This is a genomic window from Vibrio intestinalis, from assembly GCF_025195085.2.
GTDB classification, from domain to species: Bacteria; Pseudomonadota; Gammaproteobacteria; order Enterobacterales; family Vibrionaceae; genus Vibrio; species Vibrio intestinalis.
On sequence record NZ_JANAVY020000008.1, the window covers coordinates 1 to 21,362 of the forward strand.

The 21,362-nt window shown below is 45.6% G+C and carries 21 protein-coding genes; 15 read left to right on the forward strand and 6 right to left on the reverse strand.

Annotated elements, in window-relative coordinates; translation table 11 throughout:
• Window positions 1–260 precede the first annotated feature (260 nt).
• Window positions 261–617: an NADH:ubiquinone oxidoreductase gene (locus MU515_RS12020; RefSeq protein WP_260260669.1), complete on the reverse strand. Its 357-nt coding sequence runs from the start codon at window positions 615–617 to the stop codon at window positions 261–263.
• Window positions 618–1,023: 406 nt separating this feature from the next.
• Between MU515_RS12020 and MU515_RS12025 the strand changes: the two genes are divergently transcribed.
• Entirely contained in the window at window positions 1,024–2,187 is a 1,164-nt protein-coding gene (locus MU515_RS12025; RefSeq protein WP_260260670.1) for a threonine/serine exporter family protein, read from the forward strand.
• A 105-nt stretch (window positions 2,188–2,292) separates the two neighbouring features.
• Here MU515_RS12025 and arfA read toward each other — a convergent pair whose 3' ends face one another.
• Window positions 2,293–2,505, reverse strand: coding sequence for an alternative ribosome rescue factor ArfA (arfA, locus tag MU515_RS12030; RefSeq protein ID WP_260260671.1), 213 nt, complete (start codon window positions 2,503–2,505; stop codon window positions 2,293–2,295).
• 364 nt (window positions 2,506–2,869) lie between these two features.
• On the opposite strand from arfA, the gene MU515_RS12035 reads away from it, so the two are divergent.
• From MU515_RS12035 to MU515_RS12045, 3 genes are read left to right on the forward strand one after another with little or no spacing between them, the layout of a single operon-like run.
• Entirely contained in the window at window positions 2,870–3,079 is a 210-nt protein-coding gene (locus MU515_RS12035; protein WP_260260672.1) for a cold-shock protein, read from the forward strand.
• A 57-nt stretch (window positions 3,080–3,136) separates the two neighbouring features.
• Window positions 3,137–3,676, forward strand: a complete 540-nt coding sequence (locus tag MU515_RS12040; protein ID WP_260260673.1) for a YaeQ family protein — start codon at window positions 3,137–3,139, stop codon at window positions 3,674–3,676.
• On the forward strand, window positions 3,669–4,220 hold the full coding sequence (locus tag MU515_RS12045; protein WP_260260674.1) for a hypothetical protein: 552 nt from the start codon (window positions 3,669–3,671) through the stop codon (window positions 4,218–4,220). The genes MU515_RS12040 and MU515_RS12045 overlap by 8 nt, the downstream gene beginning before the upstream one ends.
• A gap of 100 nt (window positions 4,221–4,320) precedes the next feature.
• Here the strand turns inward: MU515_RS12045 and MU515_RS12050 are convergent, their stop codons facing one another.
• Window positions 4,321–5,712: a CHASE4 domain-containing protein gene (locus MU515_RS12050; RefSeq protein WP_260260675.1), complete on the reverse strand. Its 1,392-nt coding sequence runs from the start codon at window positions 5,710–5,712 to the stop codon at window positions 4,321–4,323.
• Between the two features lie 140 nt (window positions 5,713–5,852).
• Entirely contained in the window at window positions 5,853–7,007 is a 1,155-nt protein-coding gene (gene hmpA, locus MU515_RS12055; RefSeq protein ID WP_432816143.1) for an NO-inducible flavohemoprotein, read from the reverse strand.
• Between the two features lie 200 nt (window positions 7,008–7,207).
• Here hmpA and norR point away from each other — a divergent pair, with 200 nt between their 5' ends.
• The 9 genes from norR to MU515_RS12100 all read left to right on the forward strand — a co-directional run bounded on the left by norR (window position 7,208) and on the right by MU515_RS12100 (window position 16,763).
• Window positions 7,208–8,788, forward strand: a complete 1,581-nt coding sequence (gene norR / locus MU515_RS12060) for a nitric oxide reductase transcriptional regulator NorR (protein WP_260260677.1) — start codon at window positions 7,208–7,210, stop codon at window positions 8,786–8,788.
• 61 nt (window positions 8,789–8,849) lie between these two features.
• Window positions 8,850–9,209 carry a glutaredoxin family protein gene (locus MU515_RS12065; RefSeq protein ID WP_260260678.1) on the forward strand — a complete coding sequence of 120 codons (360 nt, stop codon included), beginning with the start codon at window positions 8,850–8,852 and terminating at the stop codon, window positions 9,207–9,209.
• Window positions 9,210–9,275: 66 nt separating this feature from the next.
• A complete protein-coding gene (locus tag MU515_RS12070; RefSeq protein WP_260260679.1) occupies window positions 9,276–9,893 on the forward strand; it encodes an HAD family hydrolase in 618 nt (205 codons plus the stop codon).
• Window positions 9,894–9,928: 35 nt separating this feature from the next.
• The gene (locus tag MU515_RS12075) at window positions 9,929–10,552 is read left to right on the forward strand and encodes an NAD(P)H-dependent oxidoreductase (RefSeq protein WP_260260680.1); all 624 of its coding nucleotides are present in this window, start codon (window positions 9,929–9,931) and stop codon (window positions 10,550–10,552) included.
• Window positions 10,549–12,465, forward strand: a complete 1,917-nt coding sequence (locus MU515_RS12080) for a monovalent cation:proton antiporter-2 (CPA2) family protein (protein ID WP_260260681.1) — start codon at window positions 10,549–10,551, stop codon at window positions 12,463–12,465. The genes MU515_RS12075 and MU515_RS12080 overlap by 4 nt, the downstream gene beginning before the upstream one ends.
• A gap of 117 nt (window positions 12,466–12,582) precedes the next feature.
• On the forward strand, window positions 12,583–13,917 hold the full coding sequence (locus MU515_RS12085; RefSeq protein ID WP_260260682.1) for an MATE family efflux transporter: 1,335 nt from the start codon (window positions 12,583–12,585) through the stop codon (window positions 13,915–13,917).
• Between the two features lie 216 nt (window positions 13,918–14,133).
• The gene (locus MU515_RS12090) at window positions 14,134–15,063 is read left to right on the forward strand and encodes a DMT family transporter (protein WP_260260683.1); all 930 of its coding nucleotides are present in this window, start codon (window positions 14,134–14,136) and stop codon (window positions 15,061–15,063) included.
• Between the two features lie 70 nt (window positions 15,064–15,133).
• Entirely contained in the window at window positions 15,134–16,021 is an 888-nt protein-coding gene (locus MU515_RS12095) for a DMT family transporter (RefSeq protein ID WP_260260684.1), read from the forward strand.
• Window positions 16,022–16,151: 130 nt separating this feature from the next.
• The gene (locus MU515_RS12100) at window positions 16,152–16,763 is read left to right on the forward strand and encodes a glutaredoxin domain-containing protein (RefSeq protein WP_260260685.1); all 612 of its coding nucleotides are present in this window, start codon (window positions 16,152–16,154) and stop codon (window positions 16,761–16,763) included.
• A 49-nt stretch (window positions 16,764–16,812) separates the two neighbouring features.
• Here the strand turns inward: MU515_RS12100 and MU515_RS12105 are convergent, their stop codons facing one another.
• Together MU515_RS12105 and MU515_RS12110 are read right to left on the reverse strand one after the other, a co-directional pair.
• On the reverse strand, window positions 16,813–17,163 hold the full coding sequence (locus MU515_RS12105) for a hypothetical protein (protein WP_260260686.1): 351 nt from the start codon (window positions 17,161–17,163) through the stop codon (window positions 16,813–16,815).
• 74 nt (window positions 17,164–17,237) lie between these two features.
• On the reverse strand, window positions 17,238–18,440 hold the full coding sequence (locus MU515_RS12110; RefSeq protein WP_260260687.1) for a multidrug effflux MFS transporter: 1,203 nt from the start codon (window positions 18,438–18,440) through the stop codon (window positions 17,238–17,240).
• A gap of 90 nt (window positions 18,441–18,530) precedes the next feature.
• Here MU515_RS12110 and MU515_RS12115 point away from each other — a divergent pair, with 90 nt between their 5' ends.
• On the forward strand, window positions 18,531–19,406 hold the full coding sequence (locus tag MU515_RS12115; RefSeq protein ID WP_260260688.1) for a LysR family transcriptional regulator: 876 nt from the start codon (window positions 18,531–18,533) through the stop codon (window positions 19,404–19,406).
• A gap of 113 nt (window positions 19,407–19,519) precedes the next feature.
• Complete coding sequence (locus tag MU515_RS12120) at window positions 19,520–21,361, forward strand: putative bifunctional diguanylate cyclase/phosphodiesterase (protein ID WP_260260689.1); 1,842 nt, start codon at window positions 19,520–19,522, stop codon at window positions 21,359–21,361.
• Window position 21,362 lies beyond the last annotated feature (1 nt).

Here is a 21,362-nt window from a genome sequence, read left to right on the forward strand (position 1 = left end):
TCAGGAAGTCAGAAGGGAGCGTGTCTGTACCAAGGAAGATGAATAAGGCTACGTGGGACAAAGATTATAGAGCAAAAGTTCTCTTTACATCAGCTTAACAAAGTACGTTCGCGCCCTTAGTTCTCAATTGAGTATACTCAAAGCGTAGGCGGTTTCAGCTCGGCTGTTACTAATGGTTACCGTTAAACAAGAATTGACGCAAAGAAAACCGAATTAAAAAAGCCAGCATCAATGTGCTGGCTTATTGCTATATCTGCGGCTTACGCAACTGGGATAGCCTTTGGTGTTGGAGTTATCGAATCACGGTAACTAAACCATAGGTAACTGGTCACCACTAGGAAGAACAGATAAGACAAAGCAAATATGAGCGGCGAGGAAATAAGGTTCGCGGCAACACCCACACTGACGCCCACTACAGTAATCGTCAATTTAGACAACATGCCACAAATCAATAGAAACAAAGCGAGCTGAGGGAAGCGCGTCGTTCGAAACGCAAACCAGTAACAACTGCCTACAGCAAGCGTTGCGATGGTTAACCCTAGTAAGAAAGAATGAAGATGATCAGCTGATGCCACACCAGCAGACAGTGATGCCATTAAGATTAAAACTATTTTCATAATCACACCTCGTTTCTAAGACGTTAAAATCATCTTTTCATAAATGAAAACTCATTTTGCGACCATTTTCTCAGTTAAACATAAAAATTCAAACAACATTTTTTAGGCTTTTTATCGCTATTTTTGAATCAATATGACTTGTAAAACAACGGTTAAAAGCTTGCTTTCTATAACTATGCAGTTTTATGGGTAATTTATCGAACTACGTCTAAAAACCGCCCTTTAAGTAACAAAATTGTAGCATATAAATTATTTTTCGCCCGATTGTGAAAATGCGACACCATCGATGAAACGTAGTGATCGGGACTAATTGTGTGACTGCAACCACTCTTCAACGATTCACTTGTCGAATCCGAACAACGTGTTTGTTAGGGTTGCGCGCAAATCACATCAGCAACAAAAACTCATGCCTTCGCAATACAGAATTAATCAAATTGTAAACATCGGTGACACGTTGCATCGCTGCGGATGCCCACCATACAAACTTGAAAAATACACTCAGTTTTACGCCAAGAACCAAGGCATTGATGTCATGGTGCAAGCGACTCCGACCACAGTGAATTATCAGTTTCCTGCTGATAACGACGCAGTGGTGATGAAGCGTCATCCGCCCGCGTCTATCAACCTAAGCTTGTTGGCTAATACCATCATCAAGATCAATCGCTCCAACGATGATCCTATTCCTGAGCCAACCCACTACCCTAAATGGGTTTCTGCACTTGCTAACATGGCAATACCGCCCGCGTACTTGATGCTGGTAGGTAGTACGATGGAAGCCGTCTATTTCGCGGTATTTCTTGGCCTCATGGTTTGGGGCACGCAACAAGTTTTGAAAGGCCGTCGCTCTATTGCGGTAGAGTTTATTGCTGCACTGTTAACTGGCATTTTAGTCGCGTGGTTTGCCAGCACTGGCCAACCCATACCAGTTTGGGCGCTCTGTATTGCCTCTATTATTCTGTTTGTCCCCGGGCTATCGATAGCCAACTCATTGGAGTGTCTCGCCTTTAACGATTTAGTCTCAGGGACGAGTTTATTAGGCCAAAGCGGTTTAACGCTGATCAAGCTGTTTGTCGGCATTGTGATGGGGCTCAATATTGGTGAGTCGATATGGGGGCAAGCGCAATCAGCCAATTATCTCAATGAGGTGCCCTTATGGCTGCACATTGGCGGGCTGTTCCTTATCTCTATTTCGATCGGCATCATTTTCAACGCGCGCGCGAAAGACATCCTACTCGGACTACCTGTAGCAGTATTAGGTATGTGGGGGCCATTTTATCTTGGTTTTGAGAGTGGCTGGGTAGTGGGCACTTGGGTAACCACGGTATTGATTACTTTATATGGTACTTGGCTAGCCAAGCGCCTTGGCTTAACTGGCTCTATTTACATCTTACAAGGCATCATCATTTTGGTACCAGGTAGTCGTGTATTGGTCAGTGCCAGTCAGTCCGTTTTTGAGCAATCCATTTTACCAATACCGAGCATTGGTTTATCGGCACTGTTTATGTTTGCTGCGATTGTTGCTGGGCAAATCACCGCTTACTCCATTTATTCGCCTAAAATTGAGCGATAAATAATTTATAAACGAGCTAGGCAACTGAGTTGATAGATAATATTAATCACCACCATAAATAATATAGTGCCCAACAAAAAAGAACCCTATTCAAAGGTGGCTTAATTAAGCGACTTTTGAATAGGGTTCTTTGCCCTTAAATTTCATTTTACGTTGATAACTGCCTTTGCCTTTTTTAGGTTTTACCACTCGTGTTTTAAACAATTTACTGGTGACAACCGCTTTCAAAGCGCAGTCTTGAATCTCCCCTCGCCCCAATTCAAGACTGCTTTGAAGCGAAAGGGACGAGCTTTCGCTCGCTTTTACTTTTCTTTTCATATTCTCAACCATTTAGAAATCTAAAAAATCTACTCTGTTGTTTTTACACACCAATATTCTGTCTTATTTGTCATTACTAACAGCATATAAATGTGACAATCGTTAGTTTACAAACATTAATCTTTAGTTGACCAATATTATCTCGCCGTAAAGTTCAAAATAATAGTAAATTTAGATTGATTTTTATTGACTTAACTTAACTTCGCTTTAGACTAATCGCTAGCTAGAAAACGGTTCTTGTCTAGATCGCCGTTTCGTTGGATTTCTCGTATCTCTACCGTAACGTCGTACGCAATAGCAATCTCCTTTTCCACGCTATCCGTGCCGTTATAGGCTTATTTACGATACATCAAGGAATTACACTATGTCTAACACTGTTACTGGTACAGTTAAATGGTTCAACGAAACTAAAGGTTTTGGTTTCATTCAACAAGAAAACGGCCCTGACGTTTTCGCACACTTCAGCGCTATCACTGGCGACGGTTTCCGTACTCTAACTGAAGGTCAAGCGGTAGAATTCAGCATTTCTCAAGGTCAAAAAGGCCCGCAAGCTGAAAACATCAAAGTTCTTTAATTAGACTTTAACGCATTCTATAGCCAGCTATTTAGCTGGCTATTTTTTTAGGTAATTATGGCTCTCAAACCCACTATATATAAGTTTCGTATTAGTTTGTCTAACACTAATAGCGACTACTACGACTCGTTACAGTGCACTATCGCACTGCACCCATCGGAAACGACTACACGTATGATGGCGCGTGTTTTGGCTTTCTGCCTCAATGCAAAGCCTGAACTCGAGTTCACTAAAGGTTTATCGAATATCGAAGAACCAGACCTGTGGCACAAAGCATTAGATGGCACCATCGAACACTGGATTGAAGTGGGTGAACCGTCACTTGATCGCGTTAAAAAGGCCACTCGCCTTGCTAAGCGCGTTGATATTTACGCTTTTAACAGCAAGAGCAATGTTTGGTGGTCACAGTCGCAGAACAAGATGTCGAGTTTCCCTGCTAACATCCACTGTTTTGAAAACGATAACCTTGAAGCGTTAGCTGCAAACATCGACCGCGGCATGGATCTTTCCGTTATGATTACTGGTAACAGCTTGTTCGTCGACGGCAACAACGGCTCTTACGAGATCACTTGGCAAACCCTGCAGAGCAATGACTAAGTTACAGCAGATTGTTGAACAAATTAGTGCTCACCAATGCAGTGCGATCAGCCACCATGAGTCATCTTGGCTTGCGTTCTATCAACAACACAATCCGTTGTTTGAAAAGGTATTAGCAACCAAACCGGAAACGGCCACGATTCAGCATTTGCTCGGTTTGACGACCAAAGTGCATATTGAAACCAGTGCGCGCGTTGAGTCTAACCAACAAGCCGCACAGGCGATGCGCCAAGCACTACAAGACAACGTTGCTGAGCACAGTCAGCGCTTTCATTACCAAGAGGGCGAACAGCTGCGATTTATCAGCCATTTATGGCTATATGTACAAGGTTACTTGGCAATGGACTTTAGTTTAGCCAATGACCACGCCGCACATACTGCGCAGTTACTCTCCAATATTGAAAGTGGCGATGCACAAACGTTTCGTACCGAGCTGATGGCGAGCTTTTATCAAGGAAAAGAGCAAGGGCAAGCTGACAATCACAGTGCTCAACCACAAGCCAATGGCTTACTTGGTTGGCTGTCACGGCTATTTAATCGATAAGCCTTTGAGTCAATGCGACTGATACTGAAATTGCTGCAATAAAAAACCGAGTAAGCTATCCGCCACTCGGTTTTTTGTATCCGCCAATTCTGGTTTTGCGCTATGCCTCGGTATAATCCGGTTTGGCGCGTAAAATGATCATTGCCCCTGCTTTTTCTTCTTCAGAACGAATCATTGGACTAACCTGAATCTCAAGCCATTCACTTTTGTCTCGGCTACTGAACTTTCTAATCAACGAAATACCACTGTATTCACTGCCGCATTCAATGGCTCGGTAAAGCCAGTTTGACGGGCAAGGTGTATCTTCTGATAAGTTATCAAATAGCAGCTCAAAGCTTTGCCCATACAGCACATTGGCGCTGACATTTAACCACTCGGTAGCGGCAGGGTTGCAGTAATCAATTTTGCCTTGATGATCGACAGTAAAGATAAAATCACTTATTGAGTAAAGCAGCAACTGGCTAAATTGGTGCTCTTGGTACAAGTTGTTATAGATGCTACTGAACTTCTCACTAAGATGACCTATCTCGCCATTATCCGCATGTTTAAACGGCTTTAGCTCTTCTGCGAGCATTGAGCCATCCACTTGGTTTAGCCAGTTAATCAGCTCTTTAATTGGGCGGGTAATGTGCTTACGAAGCAAAAATGTCATGACCAAAGGCAGCACCATCAACGCTACCAAAGAGGGTAACCACTCGTAAATTAGCTCCAGTACACCATCACTTTCGTAATGGGTTTTCACCGAAATATCGATGGGTAAGATGCCTTCTTTGTCATGGACAATTTGATAGTAACCAATCAGCTCATTCCCTTGCTGGGTCGCACTTACCGCTTTTAGCTGCCATTTATCTTGTCCGGTTAGGACAAAAACCGAGTTATCAGTCGCGGAAGAGGCCATAGTAAATTCGCGTCTCAAGATCTGAGAAATTTCGCTGGTCAAACTGGCGTTGAGCGCTTTTAACATCACCAATCGGCCATTGGCTTTCAAATCAGCACTATTGTCGGTAATAGGAGAACTCACATAGAGGTAAAGCTTTGAGTTAAAGTACAGTACGCCACTTTCAAAGCGCTCTAAACCATAATCAGGAACCGATGAAAACATCTCCCAAAGCTGGGCGTTCTCGTTGTTGGCTAGTTGGCTGACACCATACAATATTTCGTCATTGCCGCGTTGAATCATCGCACCATGAATACCAGTAACGATCAGCGAATCGAGATCCAAGTGCTGCTCTTTGTAAAGATCGGTTGGCGACTCTACAAACTGATAAGTGGTATCCCACTGGCTGTAATCTTTGGCAAGAGCTTGTAAATGGGAGACTTGAAACTTGACTAAGCTAATACCAAGCGCTGCTTGCTCTAGATTGTATTCTTTCTCGTTACGCAGACCTTCCGATCGAGCCACCATCAGCGAGAAAACTGACACCAAGCTCAACGTAATGATCATGGCGACAACAAATAACAGCAGTAGTCGTCTTTCTATTGAACCTTGCACGCATCACTTCCAACAACAGATATCGAATCTCGATTGTATAAGAAGCACCGCACGCCATCTGTTCTTTACAGAACACCAGATGTAAAAAAGGCTCTAGAAAAGAGCCTTGTGCTAATGAAAACCTTCAAGCGAACGATGGATTACAAGTAAGCGTGAGGGCCAAACACTTCGTAGTGAATACGCTCGCGCGCCACGCCTTTGTCTTCAAGCTGCTTCACAACAGATTCCATAAAGCCGATCGGCCCACACAGGTAAACCTCTGCTTGTTCCGTATCTAGCTCGACGGCACTTAAGTCCATCAAGCCATGTTGATCTTGATACCATACTTTATGCTGCCATTGGTGCGCTTCGATCCACTTCGCGGTTTCGTTAGCAAAGGTATGTTGTGGCTTAGATTCACATGCATATAAATAAGTAACGTCAGATTTGTTCAGCTCTGCCGCTTTCTGAGCCATTGCTTGAATTGGAGTGGCACCAACGCCAGCAGCAATCAACACCAATGGCTGCTCACTCGGAGAATAGAAAAAGTCACCCGCCGGTGGGTAAAGGTTCAAGGTTGAACCGACTTGTAACTCTTGATGTAAGTAATGGGAGACCAAGCCTAAATGCTGCTCGCCTTCACGTTTCACTGAAATACGGTAGCTTCGGCCATTTGGCACTTGAGATAGCGAATATTGACGAATCTCCACGTGTTCACCAAGCGACGGTTTAACTTCAACACCAAGATACTGACCTGGGTGATAATCTATCACCGCACCACCATCACTTGGCAGCAACTCAAAGCTGGTTACCTTTTCTGACTCTACTGTTTTCTCCGCAATGATGAACTCGCGACGCCCTTGCCAGCCGCCTTGTTGCTCAGCGCGCTCTTGATATAGCTGCCCTTCGCGTTGAATAAAAATATCCGCAAGGAACAAGTACGCAGCTGTCCATGCTTCTTCCACTTCTTGAGTGAACGCATCGGCTGCTAGTTCGCGCAGGGTTTCAATTAAATGATGGCCCACGATTTGGTAGTGCTCTGCCTTAATGTTGAAGCTAGTATGTTTATGAGCAATACGCTCTACCGCCTGTGACAAAGCTGCGAGGTTTTCGATATTTTTTGCGTACGCAGCAACCGCTTCAAACAGTGCGACACTTTGGCGGCCTGTTTGCTGATGAGTCATATTAAAAATATCTTTAAGTTCAGGATTGTGGCTGAACATGCGCTTATAGAAATGTTCCGTCAGCGCTGGGCCGGCATTCTCCAACAGTGGAATAGTACTTTTCACAACAGAAATGTGGTGGTCGTTGAGCATGAGAGTGTCTCTCCTAATTATTATATTGAGCTGTGCTCTTTTGAGCATCTTGGCTACAGCAGGAATAGTGCCAACATCAACAAACCAGTAACCAGCTACTTTTCAATACCTTACCAAGACAAAATAGGTCAATAAGACACGCTTTATTTCATGTCATAATGACACTAAAATAGTTAAATCACTCATTACCGATCATCGCTATGCAAGATATCTCCATTTCCACACTATTGGATATGACTGTTGGCCTCGCTAGTGGCCATAACGAGCACGAACGTTTCAACAAACTGGTTGATGCTATTCGTAAAGCCATTCAGTGTGATTGTGTTGCCCTGCTCAGCCTGCAAGGTGAAACGTTGGTGCCGCTGGCCGTGCAGGGCATGACGCGCGATACCTTAGGACGTCGTTTTAACATTGCCGACCACCCAAGGTTTGAGCAAATCTGCCAAGCAACATCAGCAGTAAAATTTGATGCCGATTGCCCACTGCCAGACCCATTTGATAGCTTGCTGCTTGACTATGACGGTGACCTACCAATGCACTCCTGTATGGGGTTACCGCTCATCTATGCAGACCAATTACTCGGAATATTGACCTTCGACAGTTTGTCGCCACAGATGTTTGATGCCATTCCTAATCGAAGTTTAGAAGCACTTTCCGCGATTGTCGCTTCGCACCTCAAGATCGCTTTGACTGTGTCTCAATTGGAACAGCAAGCCCAATACACACAGAAGAAACTGGAAGAGCTAAACCAACAATCATGGCAACGCGAAAGCAGCGAGATAATTGGCGAAAGCACAGCAATGCAGGAACTAAAATCAGACATTTCGGTGGTTTCCGCCTCAGATTTCACCATTTTGATTCATGGCGAAACTGGGGTTGGTAAAGAATTGGTCGCGCGCAGTATTCACCATCAATCTCACCGCAGTACCCAGCCTATGGTGTATGTGAACTGTGCGGCGATACCGGAAAACTTGGTAGAAAGTGAACTGTTCGGCCATGTAAAAGGCGCGTTTACAGGCGCAGATCGTTCAAGACTGGGTAAGTTCTCATTGGCCGATGGGGGTACGCTATTTTTAGATGAAATTGGCGAGTTGAGTTTATCTGCGCAAAGTAAACTACTACGCGCACTACAAAACAACGAGATTCAGCCTGTTGGGCAAGATAACGTACAAAGCATCAACGTGAGAGTGTTAGCTGCGACCAATCGCAATCTAAAACACGAAGTGGAAGCAGGCCGATTCCGTGCGGATCTTTACCACCGATTGAGCGTCTACCCTATTGAAGTACCGCCGCTGCGCGACCGCGGTGACGATGTCACATTACTCGCTGGCTACTTCTTGGAACAAGTCCGCAAGAAGCTTGGCATAGTGCAAATCAAGCTCGCGAGAGAAGCGCAAATTCAGCTGCCTCGCTTTGACTGGCCGGGTAACGTGCGCGAGTTGGAGCACGTGATCAATCGCGCGGCGTTAAAAGCTCGCGCCAATGCAGCGGGAAAATCGACCATTACCGTGCGCAGCCAAGACTTGAATCTTGGGCAAAGTGATACTCCACCAGCGATGCTCAAACCTGCCCTAGAACAGAGCGATGCGCTGCCGACGGTAACTAACTTACGTACCGCCACCGATGATTATCAACGTCAGATCATTATCGACTCGCTCAAACACGCCGATTTCAATTGGGCGGAAGCAGCGCGCAGTTTATCTGTCGATCGTGCGAACTTAGTTAGGCTAGCGAAGCGACTGGGCTTGAGTGTTACAAAACAGCATAAAATCGAGTTTTAATTGTTGTGCGGTGTTGCTTAGTTGTTACAATAAAAACAATCGCTTTAATTTGAGGTAGATAATGAAGTTTGTTCGTTGGTTTCTAGGCCGCATCATATTACTACTTAATTTCGTGTTTTCACCCCGCGGCATTAAGCGCTCTCCAGAGGCGCAGCAGCAAGTAGATAGCAAAGCGCAATCTCTCGCGCTTTATCAATTTGATGCTTGCCCTTTTTGTGTCAAAGTTCGCCGTGCGATGAAGCGCCAATCGGTCAATATCGAACTAAGAGACGCTAAAAACAACGCGACTCATCGCCAAGAGCTCGAACTTGGTGGAGGACGCATAAAAGTGCCGTGCTTAAGAATAGAATCTGAACAAGGCGTCGAATGGATGTATGAGTCATCCGATATCGTCGCTTACTTAGAAAAAGAGTTCGCCTAATGATTGCCCCTTACGTTCATCCGTAAGGGGCTTTTTGTTTGTTTCGCCATTAGACAAGGAAGTGCTATGACAGCGATACCACTCAACCTTCATAAGCTCAAAGCCATTGTGTTTGATTTAGACAACACCTTGGTAAGCTCCAACATGGATTTTCAGTGGTTACGCAACCAAATCGGCTGCCCATCAGAACAAGACGTGCTTGATTTCGCCGATAACCTCTCCTGCCTAAATCAACGGGCAGATGCGAAACAAAAGATATTGCAACATGAACTGGATGACGCCGAAAGCTCTCACCCAATGCCTGGTTGTGAGCACTTACTTAGCTTCATTGCCGATAACGCCTTATACACCGCGATCATTACGCGAAATTGCGCTCAAGCAGCCAAAGCCAAAGTCGATGCCAATGCCCTAGAAATCGAGCGCATCATCAGCCGAGAGCATTACGCGCCAAAACCCGCACCGGATGCATTACTGGCATTGGTGGATGAATGGCAAATCCTGCCTAATGAAATGCTATATGTCGGGGACTACCTATACGATTTACAAGCGGCGTACAACGCGCTAATGCCTTCGTGTTTGGTCACTCATGGCAGGCAAACTTCATTTTCAAACCATGCATCATTAGTAGTTGACCACCTCACTGATTTACGTCAACTACTTGAATTTCAAGCATCGAACAACTAAATAATGGTCATCGATAACTGTAGGAAGTAACCATAATGTCTAATAAAAAAAGGGTTCTCGTTCTATACGCTCACCCATCTCAGCATCGCTCTGAGGTCAACCAACCTCTGTTTGAAGCCGCGCAAACTATCGATGGCGTCACTACCGTCGATTTGTACCGAGAGTATCCAAGCTACAACATCAACATAGACCGTGAGCAACAACGCTTACTCGACCATGATGTGATCATTTTTCAATTCCCTCTTTATTGGTACTCGACGCCAGCCATGCTGAAAGAATGGCAAGATCTGGTGCTGGAATATGGCTTTGCTTACGGCAGCAAAGGCACCGCTTTGAAAGGCAAAGGGTTCTTATGCGCGTTAACCGCAGGTGGCCGAGCGGACGCATACCAAACCGAGGGCTATAACCATTTCACCATCCGCGAGCTATTACACCCGATTGAACAGATGGTGGCATTAACTGGCATGCGTTATATGGCGCCGCTGGCTCTATTTGGCGCGAGAACAGCCAAAGAGGATGGTCGTATCACACAACATGTTCAAAACTGGAAAAAGCTGCTGACGGCATTTGTTGATGACCAATTTGACTATAAACGCGCCTACGAAGTTGAAAAGCTTAATCCTTATCTCGACCAATTGATTAAAGGAGATAACGCATGACCAGTTACTTCTTACAAGCATTTATCTACTTAGTCGCGGCCGTTATCGCCGTTCCTATCGCTAAGCACCTTGGGCTAGGTTCAGTATTGGGCTACCTGATTGCCGGTGTGGTCATTGGCCCAATTATTGGCCTTGTCGGTGAAGAGACGACCACCATTCAGCACTTTGCTGAGTTTGGCGTGGTAATGATGCTGTTCTTGGTCGGTTTAGAGCTCGAGCCAAAAATGCTGTGGAACATGCGCAACCGTCTACTGGGTTTAGGCGGCTTGCAAGTTGGCTTGACGACCGCAGCAGTAATGGGGATTGCATTAGCGTTCAATCAAGTCTGGACCATCGCATTAGCCATTGGTTTGATTTTTGCGCTCTCCTCTACCGCTATCGTATTACAGACCTTCAACGAGAAAGGATTAAGCCGCACTGAGGGGGGACAAAACGCCTTCTCTGTTTTGCTGTTCCAAGATATTGCAGTCATTCCTATGCTGGCCTTTATCCCGTTATTGGCCTTGCCTGAACTCGTCGAAAAAGCGCAAAGCGCAGCTGCTAGCGCCGCACACCATCATGAAGAACTGAGCTTAGTGGCCGGCCTACCGGGCTGGGCTTATGCCTTAGTCATCATCGCATCGGTAGTTGGCCTAGTAGTTGGTGGTCACTTTTTAAGTCGCCCACTGTTTCGCTTTGTCGCCAGCTCTGGCTTAAGAGAAATTTTCACCGCAACTGCACTTATGTTGGTGGTCGGTATTGCGGCCCTAATGAGCCTGGTTGGCCTATCGCCAGCGCTCGGTACTTTCCTTGCGGGTGTGGTATTGGCCAACAGTGAATTCCGCCACGAGCTTGAGTCCAACATTGACCCATTCAAAGGGTTATTGCTCGGGCTATTTTTCATTACCGTTGGCGCGGGAATTAACTTCGGCATCCTATTTGGTGACTTCTTCTTAATTATCGGTCTCACGCTGGGTGTGATGATTTTGAAAGGTATCGTGTTGTACATCCTAGCGCTGATTTTCCGCATCAAAGGCAGCAATCGTTGGTTGTTTACCCTCAGCCTTGCCCAAGCTGGTGAATTTGGTTTTGTTCTGTTGAGCTTTACCACTCAGCAACATGTTATCCCACCAGAGATCGCACAAACCTTAGCACTGGTTGTAGCGCTGTCGATGTTCCTCACTCCGGGGCTATTTATCCTCTACGATAAGGTGATCTTGCCACGCTTCCAGCAAGCGTCTAATCAAGGCGAGGCGGATGAGATTGACGAGCAAGGTACGGTTATTATTGCGGGCATTGGTCGTTTTGGCCAAATCGTTAACCGCCTATTGGTTGCCAATGGCGTAAAAACAGTAGTGCTGGATCATCAGGCCGATCAAGTTAATATTGTTCGCCAAATCAATACTAAAGCTTACTTTGGTGATGCGACTCGTCCTGACCTCCTTCACACCGCAGGTATTGAAGAAGCGTCAATGATCGTGGTCGCGATGGATAACCGAGATACCACACTGGAGCTGGTCAAATACGTTAAACACACTTATCCGAAGGTTAAGATTCTCGCACGCGCCTTTGACCGCGGCGACGGTTACTTACTTCGCCAAGCAGGCGCAGACATTATTGAATCGGAAACCTATCACTCAGCACTAGAGCTTGGCTCCCATGCGCTGCGTGAACTAGGCCATCATCCATTCTTGGTTGAACAGCAGAAAACCAACTATAAAAAAGTGGAAGATAAGAAGTCTGATATGCTTTATCAAGCGTGGCTGGATGACTCAGAAGGCGAGCGTTTTGATAATAACTATCGCAAGCTATTCATGCACTTAGAAGAACAGATCAAGCTGGCGCTCACCACGGATAGAGCAGATAAACATAATAGTGATGAACGGGGTTGGACACCGCCACCAAAAGGGTACGCGGAGGATTTTGACGAGTAGACCTGCTCGAATATTACTCGCATTCACTCTGTGATCCGTTACACTATTAACAATTCCAATATGATTAGCCGAGGGTATCACTACCCTCGGCTTTGTTTTCTAAGCAAATAAGTTTCCATGACAAAAAATACTCCATCTTTAGCTAAGCAGTTGTTCAATATGACATGGCCAATGCTGTTTGGTGTGCTCTCTCTAATGAGTTTTCAGCTTGTAGATAGTGCCTTCATCGGTCAGCTTGGCGTTCTGCCGCTTGCGGTTCAGGGTTTCACTTTGCCGATTCAAATGGTGATCATTGGCCTGCAAGTTGGCTTAGGTATCGCGACAACAGCAGTAATAGCTAAAGCCATTGGCGCGAATCAAACTCGCTACGCACAGCAATTGGGCGGGCTTGTTATTGCTATGGGCTCGGTGGGTGTCGCACTATTTGGGGTATTGTTATACCTCATTCGCGAGCCTATTTTACTGCTGCTTAGTGCGCCTGAAAGCGTGCTACCGATTGTCGAAAGCTACTGGATTTATTGGCTAGTCAGCTCATGGACGGGAGCGCTACTCTACTTCTTATATAGCGTGTGTCGCGCTAATGGTAATACCATGTTGCCCGGAGCGATGATGATGATCACTAGCGTGCTTAACCTGATCCTTGATCCTATTTTCATCTTCACTTTCGATCTCGGTATTAATGGCGCAGCTATCGCAACCATTTTGGCATTTGGTATCGGTATTTTAATTGTCGCACCCAAAGTCACCGCAAAACAATGGATGAGCTTTGATTGGAGCGATCTCGACGTGGCAAAGAGTCTACGTTCTATCGGTAACATCATGGGGCCTGCGATGATCAGCCAATTGCTACCGCCGCTCTCTTCGATGCTAGCGACCAAACTGTTAGCGGGTTATGGCACAGCGGCCGTCGCAGCATGGGCACTTGGCTCTCGCTACGAGTTCTTTGCCATTGTCTCTGTACTTGCGCTCACTATGTCGATGCCACCGATGGTTGGCCGTATGCTCGGCGCGCAAAAGCTTGATGATATTCGTCACTTAGTCTCTATCGCCTGTAAATTTGTGCTTGGTTCGCAATTACTCATCGCGGCGATCACTTGGTTATCTAGCGACCTTCTTGCCACCGTGATGACCAGTGAACAGCAGGTAAAACAAATCCTAACTTGGCACTTGATGATTGTGCCGATGAGCTTAGGCCCACTCGGTATTTGTATGCTGATGGTGTCAATCAACAATGCGCTAGGCAAATCCTACACTGCGCTGACTATCTCAGCTTTGCGCTTGTTCGTGTTCTTTTTACCCTGTCTTTGGGTAGGTTCATGGCTAGGCGGCCTACAAGGGTTATTCTGGGGTGCATTAGCGGGTAATATTTTGGCTGGTTTGAGCGCATGGCTGATGTACCAACGCGCCTTTAAGCAGGTTGAACAAAGAATTGAAAACAATCAAACGAACTAACATAAGTTGCACATACCTTGCACAAAGTTTAAGCAATTGTTACTCTCAATATTCACTTTAAGGAATATTATTTATGTTTACCTACCAAATCAACGCTCTATGGCTCCTACTAGTTATGCCTCTTAGCCGGTAGGTAAACCTATGTCTGGCTACGAGATATGTAGCCAGACCATACATTTCACTCGTAGCCTTTAACCCTCAACAGGAAACGTGTGAATGGAAAAACCGTCTCAAACCACCACTTATCGCTACAGCTCAATATTTACCGATCACCAATTGGGAATTGTCTTTGCTTTGATTGGCTGTTTACTGTTCTCTCTAAAACCCATTTTGGTCAAACTCGCCTATCAACATGGTGCCGATGTCACTGCGATCATGACACTCCGAGCGGCCAGTTCACTCCCCGTTTACCTTATCACCCTAATTTGGCTCGCTAGACAAAGCAGCAACCGTGAGAAAATTAAGCAGTCAGGCATAAAAGCAGCCCTAATTGGTGTGCTTGGCTATTACGTGGCGAGCTTTCTCGATATTACTGCGCTTGAATACATTTCAGCCCAGTTAGAGCGTTTGCTTATCTTCTTGTTTCCCTCTTTTGTGGTGCTTATCAGTTGGATCGCTTTTGGCCAAAAGCCAAGTAAAACGGTCGTTGTTGCCACATTACTTGGCTATGGCGGAATCGCATTAATCATTAGTCACGATCTTAAAACCTTTGGCTCTGACGTCGGGGTAGGCGCGTTATTTGCGATCGGCTCCGCTTTGGTGTTCGCCATTTACTTAGTGGCAAGCAAGCCTCTCATAGGTCAACTTGGTAGCTCACTGTTTACCAGTATTGGAATGGGCAGCGCAGGTGTGGCGATTTTGATTCATCTGCTGATCAGTGACACTGACATATCGAATTGGTCAATCGAGCTTATTGGACTTGGCATTTTCCTAGGTGTTTTTTGCACTGTTTTGCCCTCTTATTTTGTTGCGGCGGCAATGGCGAGGCTTTCACCGACGGAGCTAAGCTTATCCAACAACATCGGCCCCGCAGTGACAGCCGTAGCTGCCGTTTTAGTGCTCGATGAAGTCTTCACGATTTGGCACGCATTGGGGATGATTTTGGTTATATTCTCAGTGGTTATGATTAATCGCACAAAAAACTAAGGTAGCTGACCAGAAAAGGCAGTATGATTTCGCGAACTATTATTGCGATATTCAACCTTAAATCGATTATATGACACCCAATCATCACCCAATTCAAGGGGCAAGCTGGATGCTCGGCGCTGGCTTGGCCTTTGCTATCGTTAACAGTTTGGCTCAAGTTGCCAGTATTAATTATGGCTTGTCATCAACCACCGTGGCATTAGTGCAATATGCCGTCGCTCTTGTGGTTATCTTGCCTTACCTCAAAACACTCGGCATTCGAAAATCACTCAAAACCCAACACCTTGGCTTGCACGTTTTCCGCGTGTTTTTATCGGTGATTGGTATTCAGCTTTGGTTGTGGGCTTTGGCTTACCCTGTGCCTATTTGGCAAGGCATCGCACTGCTAATGACCTCACCACTATTTGCCACAATTGGCTCAGGCTTATTTCTTAAAGAGAAAGTCGGTATCGCGCGTTGGGGAGCAACTCTAACAGGCTTTATTGGCGCCATGATCATCTTAGAGCCGTGGGCTGACGAATTTAACTGGGCCACTTTATTACCGGTTGGCGCCGCGTTCTTCTGGGCTTGTTACTCACTGATGGTGAAAAAGCTCTCCTCAGACGATTCGCCTTCAACCATGGTGGTTTACTTACTCATTCTGATCACGCCCTTTAATATTTTGCTCGCGCTACCAGACTGGCAAACACCAAGCGGCGCGTCGTTGTGGGGTATTTTACTGGCTGCTGGCGTGGCTACCGCTTTCGCTCAATGGGCAATCGTAAAAGCGTATTCGGTCGCGGATGCTTCATTTGTTCAGCCATTCGACCACGCGAAATTGCCTCTTAACGTTCTCGCAGGCTGGCTAGTATTCAGTTGGGTGCCGCCTGGTAGGCTATGGCTTGGAGCCATCATCATTATTGGCTCGGTCGCATTTATTACTCAATGGGAAAGTAAAAAAGCGCGCTCTGTGAAATAAAATGCGCATCCTTCCGTTCTTATTGTTTATACCAGCCTGACGAAAATGACGATTCAGATTGGTAATAACTTGGAAAATAAGTGATTCATTACTTAATCTGATAATAACGGAACGTTGCGGGGATAAGACTATGACAAAACCAATCAAAATTACGCTTTATCGTTGGGCAGGCAGTTGGGGACCTTTTAAGGTCAATATCCCTTGTGGTGAGTGCACACTGACTAAAGATATCCTACAAGATACCTTTGATAATGAGCTGGCCGATGTTCCTGTCGAGTTAGAAGTAAAAGATTGGTTATCCCATTGGTGGGAGCCTTTGAAGCTAGGTTCGTGGCATGCACCGATTCTCGTGGTTGAAGGCAAGGTAGTCAGCCAAGGGGAAGCGCTCAATCGTGGTGTTTTGGTTCAATCCGTTATCCAAGAGTGGACCAAGCGCGACACATTAAAAGGCAATATTGTCTACGGCAAAGCGACCTGCCCTTACTGCGTAAAAGCGAAAAAGATGCTCAACGATGCAGGGATCGATTTCGAGTACCACGACGTTGTGAAAGACAGCGCGGCGCTTTATCGTATGATCCCTGAGGTGAAGGCAATCATTGGGATGAAAACCCCTGTCACCGTGCCGCAAATTTGGCTTGATGGACAATACATCGGCGGCGCGGATAACTTGCAAGCATGGCTTGAAGAGAAAGGGGTCAACCAAGTACCTGATAACGTAGTTAACCTAGAAGCCAACAGCTGATACAAAAAAGCCCTAACCATTTGCTTAGGGCTTTTTTCAATCGCATCAATTACGAGCGCTTTGGCTGCTGGTAAGTTTTACCTGCCGCTTGATAGGTATCTTTACGCTTCACTTCAAACATCGCATCAAAGAACCAAGCAACGAATTTAATAACGTCGTCGCCTTCATTCATAACATGCTCAACAAACTCTTCTTGTTCGCCTTGCTCGTTAGTTAGCGTAGATACGTGATAAATGCGCTGCTCACCTTCAACTTCTGCCAAAGCAAACTGACCAGTAAGTGAATTTGCCGCTTCTGCGACTTCTTGATCTTCACTGCTTTTAAGAATCTCTAGCGCTTGTGGTAAAGCCGGTTGCTCACAAAGTTGCTTTACTAGCGTTTCAAACTGTTTGTGTTCCATGGACTGACCTTTTCTGGTTCACTCAAATTACTGGCGCGCATTGTACAACGAACTGCTTCAATTGAGGCAATAAATTACACACTCGGCTGTTGAGCATAGACGGCTGATCGGGTTGAAATTAAAACGCTCATCATGACGCTCGCGACTAACAGATAAAACAACCCTAACGAAAACTGAGTTTGAATCCAATTTTGCACTAAGTAGCCACCAAATATGCCCGATAGCCCCATCTGCACTGAACCAGACAACGCCGATACTGCACCTGCCTGTTTCTTATGTGGCTCTAACAGCATGCTGATCGAAATCGGAAAGGAAAGCCCTTGAGCAACGGTAAGCCAAGTAAATGCCCAAATCAGGTTAAACAAGCTCAATGGCAACAAAGTGAGCCAAGCGCCTGCCGCGCCGACGATCATTATCGCCGCGGCTAAAATATTCCTACGCGCCACATAACGGCTTAGTACGTTCATACTGACACTACCCACCATCAAACCCATTGATGGTACGATCATGAGCGTGCCGTATTCGGCCGCACTTAACCCTAACGTTTGCTGCAAGATAAATGGCAATACGGAAAGTGACACGAGCGCTGCCAAGTAACTCAGCCAGTTATAGCTCGCACTGGTAATGACTTGTTTGTTAACAATAAGCTCTAAATATTGCTGACCGACATTTTTCCAATTAAACCGTGACGGCGCGTAGGGCAATGTTTCAGGTAAAATTTTCAGGCCTAAGCAGAAAATGGCGACCAAATAGATCAGCACAAACACAAACACCGATTGCCAACCGAGTTGGAAAGTCAGCCAACCGCCTAATACCGGAGCAAAAATCGGCATAACTGACGCCGTCACTGAGATATACGAAAGGGCTTTGGTCAGATGTGCTCCATCATAACTATCACGTAACACACTACGGCCTAGCACCGACGCACTGCCAGAGCCTAACCCTTGCAACAAGCGTCCCGTAATCAACCCCACGAGTGAGGAACAAAATAGAACACAAATGAGCGTGCCGATTAAGTAGATACCTTGGCCAATAATAAAGACTGGCCGCCGACCGATGGCATCTGACAAAGGGCCGTAGAATAACTGAGACCCTCCAAACCCGACAAGGTAGAGTGTCACTAAGAGTTGAACGTCTGCTTGAGTTACGCTGAGTGATTGGCTGATCTGTGGCAAGGCGGGAAGATAAATGGCAACACCCACTTGACCAGTCGCTATGATCATCATCGCAAGCAATAACGGTGTTTTCCGAAAGGAAGTGTTTTGCTTGATTTTCATGCCATCCAGTTTAAATTGTACGCTAACAAATGATAATAGACTGGTGTGGAAACTGATTAATTCCTATCCGGAAGTAATTAAGGGGCAGAAATGGATTGGCAACAAAGCGTACAAAGTTACCTATTGGTGGTAGAAGAAGGCAGCTTCAACGGCGCCGCCCGCAGAATGAACACCACCAGCTCAGCCATTAGTAAGCGCATCCATTGGCTCGAAGAGCGAATTGGCGTTCAACTGTTAAAGCGCACCACTCGCTCCGTCACCCAAACAGAAGCTGGCGCCCTATTCTACCAACGTGCTCAAGTACACCTTGAAGGTTGGCAATCTATTGTTGATGAAACCCGCTCGGTGGATCAATCCCCGGCTGGCTGCCTAAAAATTGGGGCGACCTTAGCAGTCGGTTCAAAGTTTCTCGTCCAACATCTTGATGGATTTTTGCAGCTCTACCCTGACATCAGCATTAAGCTGATTACCACCACTCCGGGACAATTACCCGGCCTGAGCCTTGATCTATTTATCAGCCGTGAAATTGATCAGCTCAATTCTTTGAGCTTTAAAGCGACACGCTTGTTTGAACATAAAGCAGGCTTTTATGCATCCCCTAAATACCTAGAGCAATACGGCGAACCACAAACCACCGAGGAATTAACTCAGCACAATATGTTGAATTGGGGCGAATATCAGCAAAGAGAAATTAAGCTCTCTAAAGGTAAGCGTATTGTACTTTCGGGTAACTTTGCCACTACCAACCCTGAAGCTCTGTTTTATGCAGCGAAAAGCGGCATGGGTATTTTACTCACCAATGATGTGATGATTAAAGAAGATCTAAAACTTGGTCACCTCAAACGCATTTTGCCGGAGATTACTGCCGATGAGGCGACCGTTTATGCCTATTACCCTAAACTTGATTACCAAAATACCCGCACACAGCTATTTTTGGACTATCTTCGTAGCCGATTGACCGACTAATTTTGTTTAGGTAACAAGTTTACATTTGCAAACATATGCGACGTGTACCATATTTAACCATGCGAATTCTAAATTTTAAGTGACAAAGATCACTATCAATAGGGAGAACTCGTATGGCTAGGCTCAACACTCCGGTACAGATGATGGAATTCGATATTATCAACGATATCATCTCCCTTGATGGACCGGAATTACTTCACAAATTGACTTTAACACTGCATGAAAAGTTTGCTAGTCAATGTTCATGCATCGTTGAAATCGATACGATTAACAACACCGCACAAACCCTTTCATTTGCCTGTGGTAAAGAAATACAACAACAATTTAGCTACTCACTGGCAGACACACCTTGCGATGTGGTCAGAAAATCGAATCAAGCTTATTGTATCTATACTCACGATATTACTCAGCAGTTCCCGCGCGATACTTACCTACAAAACAACGATGTAGATGCCTATATTGGCGTGCCGTTGAAAAGTCGTAACGGTGATATTCTCGGTATTCTGCTCTCAACTTTTACTCACCCAATAGAAGAAAGTGCTGAGCTAATCTACCTGCATAAAATGTTGGCTAACCTTGCGATGCACTATCTTCGCTCTAAGTGGCTCTCCGCTCGTTCAGATAGCTTAGTCAACCAACTTAGCCACGAAGTGTCACACGATAATTTAACCGGTCTACACAACCGTGGTTATCTCTCAAATCAGCTTGAAAGGCTATCAGATACGCAATCAAAGCCCTTCACCCTTGCCTACATTGATATTGATGACTTCAAATCCATTAATGACTTATATGGAAACTACATTGGTGACCAAGTCATCAAATTCGTCGGTAAAACCGTTCAAGATGCGCTGCCTGACCACCAGCATGCCTATCGTATCGCCGGAGATGAGTTTGCCTTTATCACCTTCTCAAGCGACCCATTGACCATTTGCCAAAAAATCATTGCCAAACTCAACGAAGGTTATCAAGACTCGTCACACACCATCAAAATCAAAGTCAGCATTGGCCTAGCACGCAAAGCCGATCACCGACTTAGCGCAGACCAAATCATTTTGCATGCTTCACTAGCGCTAAAAGATTGTAAGCACAGTAATGAGAAGATAAAAAATTACGATACCCATTTGAGCAAACAATATCACCGACAAACCATGGTTATTGATGCACTGCGCAACGAGCTTGACCGAGGAAGTGCTATTGGTGGCGAAATATTCGTACTGCTGCAACCCATCGTCGATAGAGACAGCTACCAATGGGATCACTTTGAAATACTCGCCCGTTGGAAAAGCGAATCCTTGGGCACGATCTATCCCAATGAGTTTATTGAAGCGGCCGAGCAATCAGGGTTAATCGTTGAGTTGGGGGAAAGAATCGTTGAGCTTGCTTGCCAAGCAAAAAGGGAACTCGAAGCAGGGTTGGGCTATAAAGTGCACTTAAGCTTAAATTGCTCGGCTCATGAATTAGCAGACTCAGCTCGCTACATGAAGCACCTAACCTCAACCATCTCGGGTCATCGCTTTACACCGAATGAGTTTACCATCGAGCTTACTGAAACCGTGTTACTCTCGCAAACCAACGAAGCTCGCTACTTGCTAGATAAGCTACGTAATCAAGGATTTACTATTGCGCTGGATGATTTTGGTACTGGTTACTCAAGCCTAAAATACATTCACAACTATCCGATCGACTGCATTAAGATCGACGCGTCATTCATCGATAAACTGCTGTATAACGAAACATCGGAACTGTTGGTGTCGCTGATCATTCAACTGGCCAAGCAGCTAGGCGTGAAATTGGTAGCGGAAGGGGTAGAAAGCGAAGAAGTGCTACAAAAGCTTTATCAAATGGGTTGTACGCTGATTCAGGGCTACTATTTCTCACGCCCTGAAACGCCTTTGGCCATCATTAGCCATCACTCCAACATACAATCGACAATACGCAATGTAGGCAACGCTTAGT

What these genes read in the sequence shown, in the direction of transcription:
- MU515_RS12070 (WP_260260679.1), top strand. Translation starts at nt 9,276, where the DNA reads ATGACAGCGATACCACTCAACCTTCATAAGCTCAAAGCCATTGTGTTT.
- arfA (WP_260260671.1), bottom strand. Translation starts at nt 2,505, where the DNA reads ATGAAAAGAAAAGTAAAAGCGAGCGAAAGCTCGTCCCTTTCGCTTCAA.
- norR (WP_260260677.1), top strand. Translation starts at nt 7,208, where the DNA reads ATGCAAGATATCTCCATTTCCACACTATTGGATATGACTGTTGGCCTC.
- MU515_RS12025 (WP_260260670.1), top strand. Translation starts at nt 1,024, where the DNA reads ATGCCTTCGCAATACAGAATTAATCAAATTGTAAACATCGGTGACACG.
- MU515_RS12045 (WP_260260674.1), top strand. Translation starts at nt 3,669, where the DNA reads ATGACTAAGTTACAGCAGATTGTTGAACAAATTAGTGCTCACCAATGC.
- hmpA (WP_432816143.1), bottom strand. Translation starts at nt 7,007, where the DNA reads ATGCTCAACGACCACCACATTTCTGTTGTGAAAAGTACTATTCCACTG.
- MU515_RS12120 (WP_260260689.1), top strand. Translation starts at nt 19,520, where the DNA reads ATGGCTAGGCTCAACACTCCGGTACAGATGATGGAATTCGATATTATC.
- MU515_RS12040 (WP_260260673.1), top strand. Translation starts at nt 3,137, where the DNA reads ATGGCTCTCAAACCCACTATATATAAGTTTCGTATTAGTTTGTCTAAC.
- MU515_RS12095 (WP_260260684.1), top strand. Translation starts at nt 15,134, where the DNA reads ATGACACCCAATCATCACCCAATTCAAGGGGCAAGCTGGATGCTCGGC.
- MU515_RS12080 (WP_260260681.1), top strand. Translation starts at nt 10,549, where the DNA reads ATGACCAGTTACTTCTTACAAGCATTTATCTACTTAGTCGCGGCCGTT.
- MU515_RS12020 (WP_260260669.1), bottom strand. Translation starts at nt 617, where the DNA reads ATGAAAATAGTTTTAATCTTAATGGCATCACTGTCTGCTGGTGTGGCA.
- MU515_RS12065 (WP_260260678.1), top strand. Translation starts at nt 8,850, where the DNA reads ATGAAGTTTGTTCGTTGGTTTCTAGGCCGCATCATATTACTACTTAAT.
- MU515_RS12115 (WP_260260688.1), top strand. Translation starts at nt 18,531, where the DNA reads ATGGATTGGCAACAAAGCGTACAAAGTTACCTATTGGTGGTAGAAGAA.
- MU515_RS12090 (WP_260260683.1), top strand. Translation starts at nt 14,134, where the DNA reads ATGGAAAAACCGTCTCAAACCACCACTTATCGCTACAGCTCAATATTT.
- MU515_RS12100 (WP_260260685.1), top strand. Translation starts at nt 16,152, where the DNA reads ATGACAAAACCAATCAAAATTACGCTTTATCGTTGGGCAGGCAGTTGG.
- MU515_RS12085 (WP_260260682.1), top strand. Translation starts at nt 12,583, where the DNA reads ATGACAAAAAATACTCCATCTTTAGCTAAGCAGTTGTTCAATATGACA.
- MU515_RS12105 (WP_260260686.1), bottom strand. Translation starts at nt 17,163, where the DNA reads ATGGAACACAAACAGTTTGAAACGCTAGTAAAGCAACTTTGTGAGCAA.
- MU515_RS12035 (WP_260260672.1), top strand. Translation starts at nt 2,870, where the DNA reads ATGTCTAACACTGTTACTGGTACAGTTAAATGGTTCAACGAAACTAAA.
- MU515_RS12075 (WP_260260680.1), top strand. Translation starts at nt 9,929, where the DNA reads ATGTCTAATAAAAAAAGGGTTCTCGTTCTATACGCTCACCCATCTCAG.
- MU515_RS12110 (WP_260260687.1), bottom strand. Translation starts at nt 18,440, where the DNA reads ATGAAAATCAAGCAAAACACTTCCTTTCGGAAAACACCGTTATTGCTT.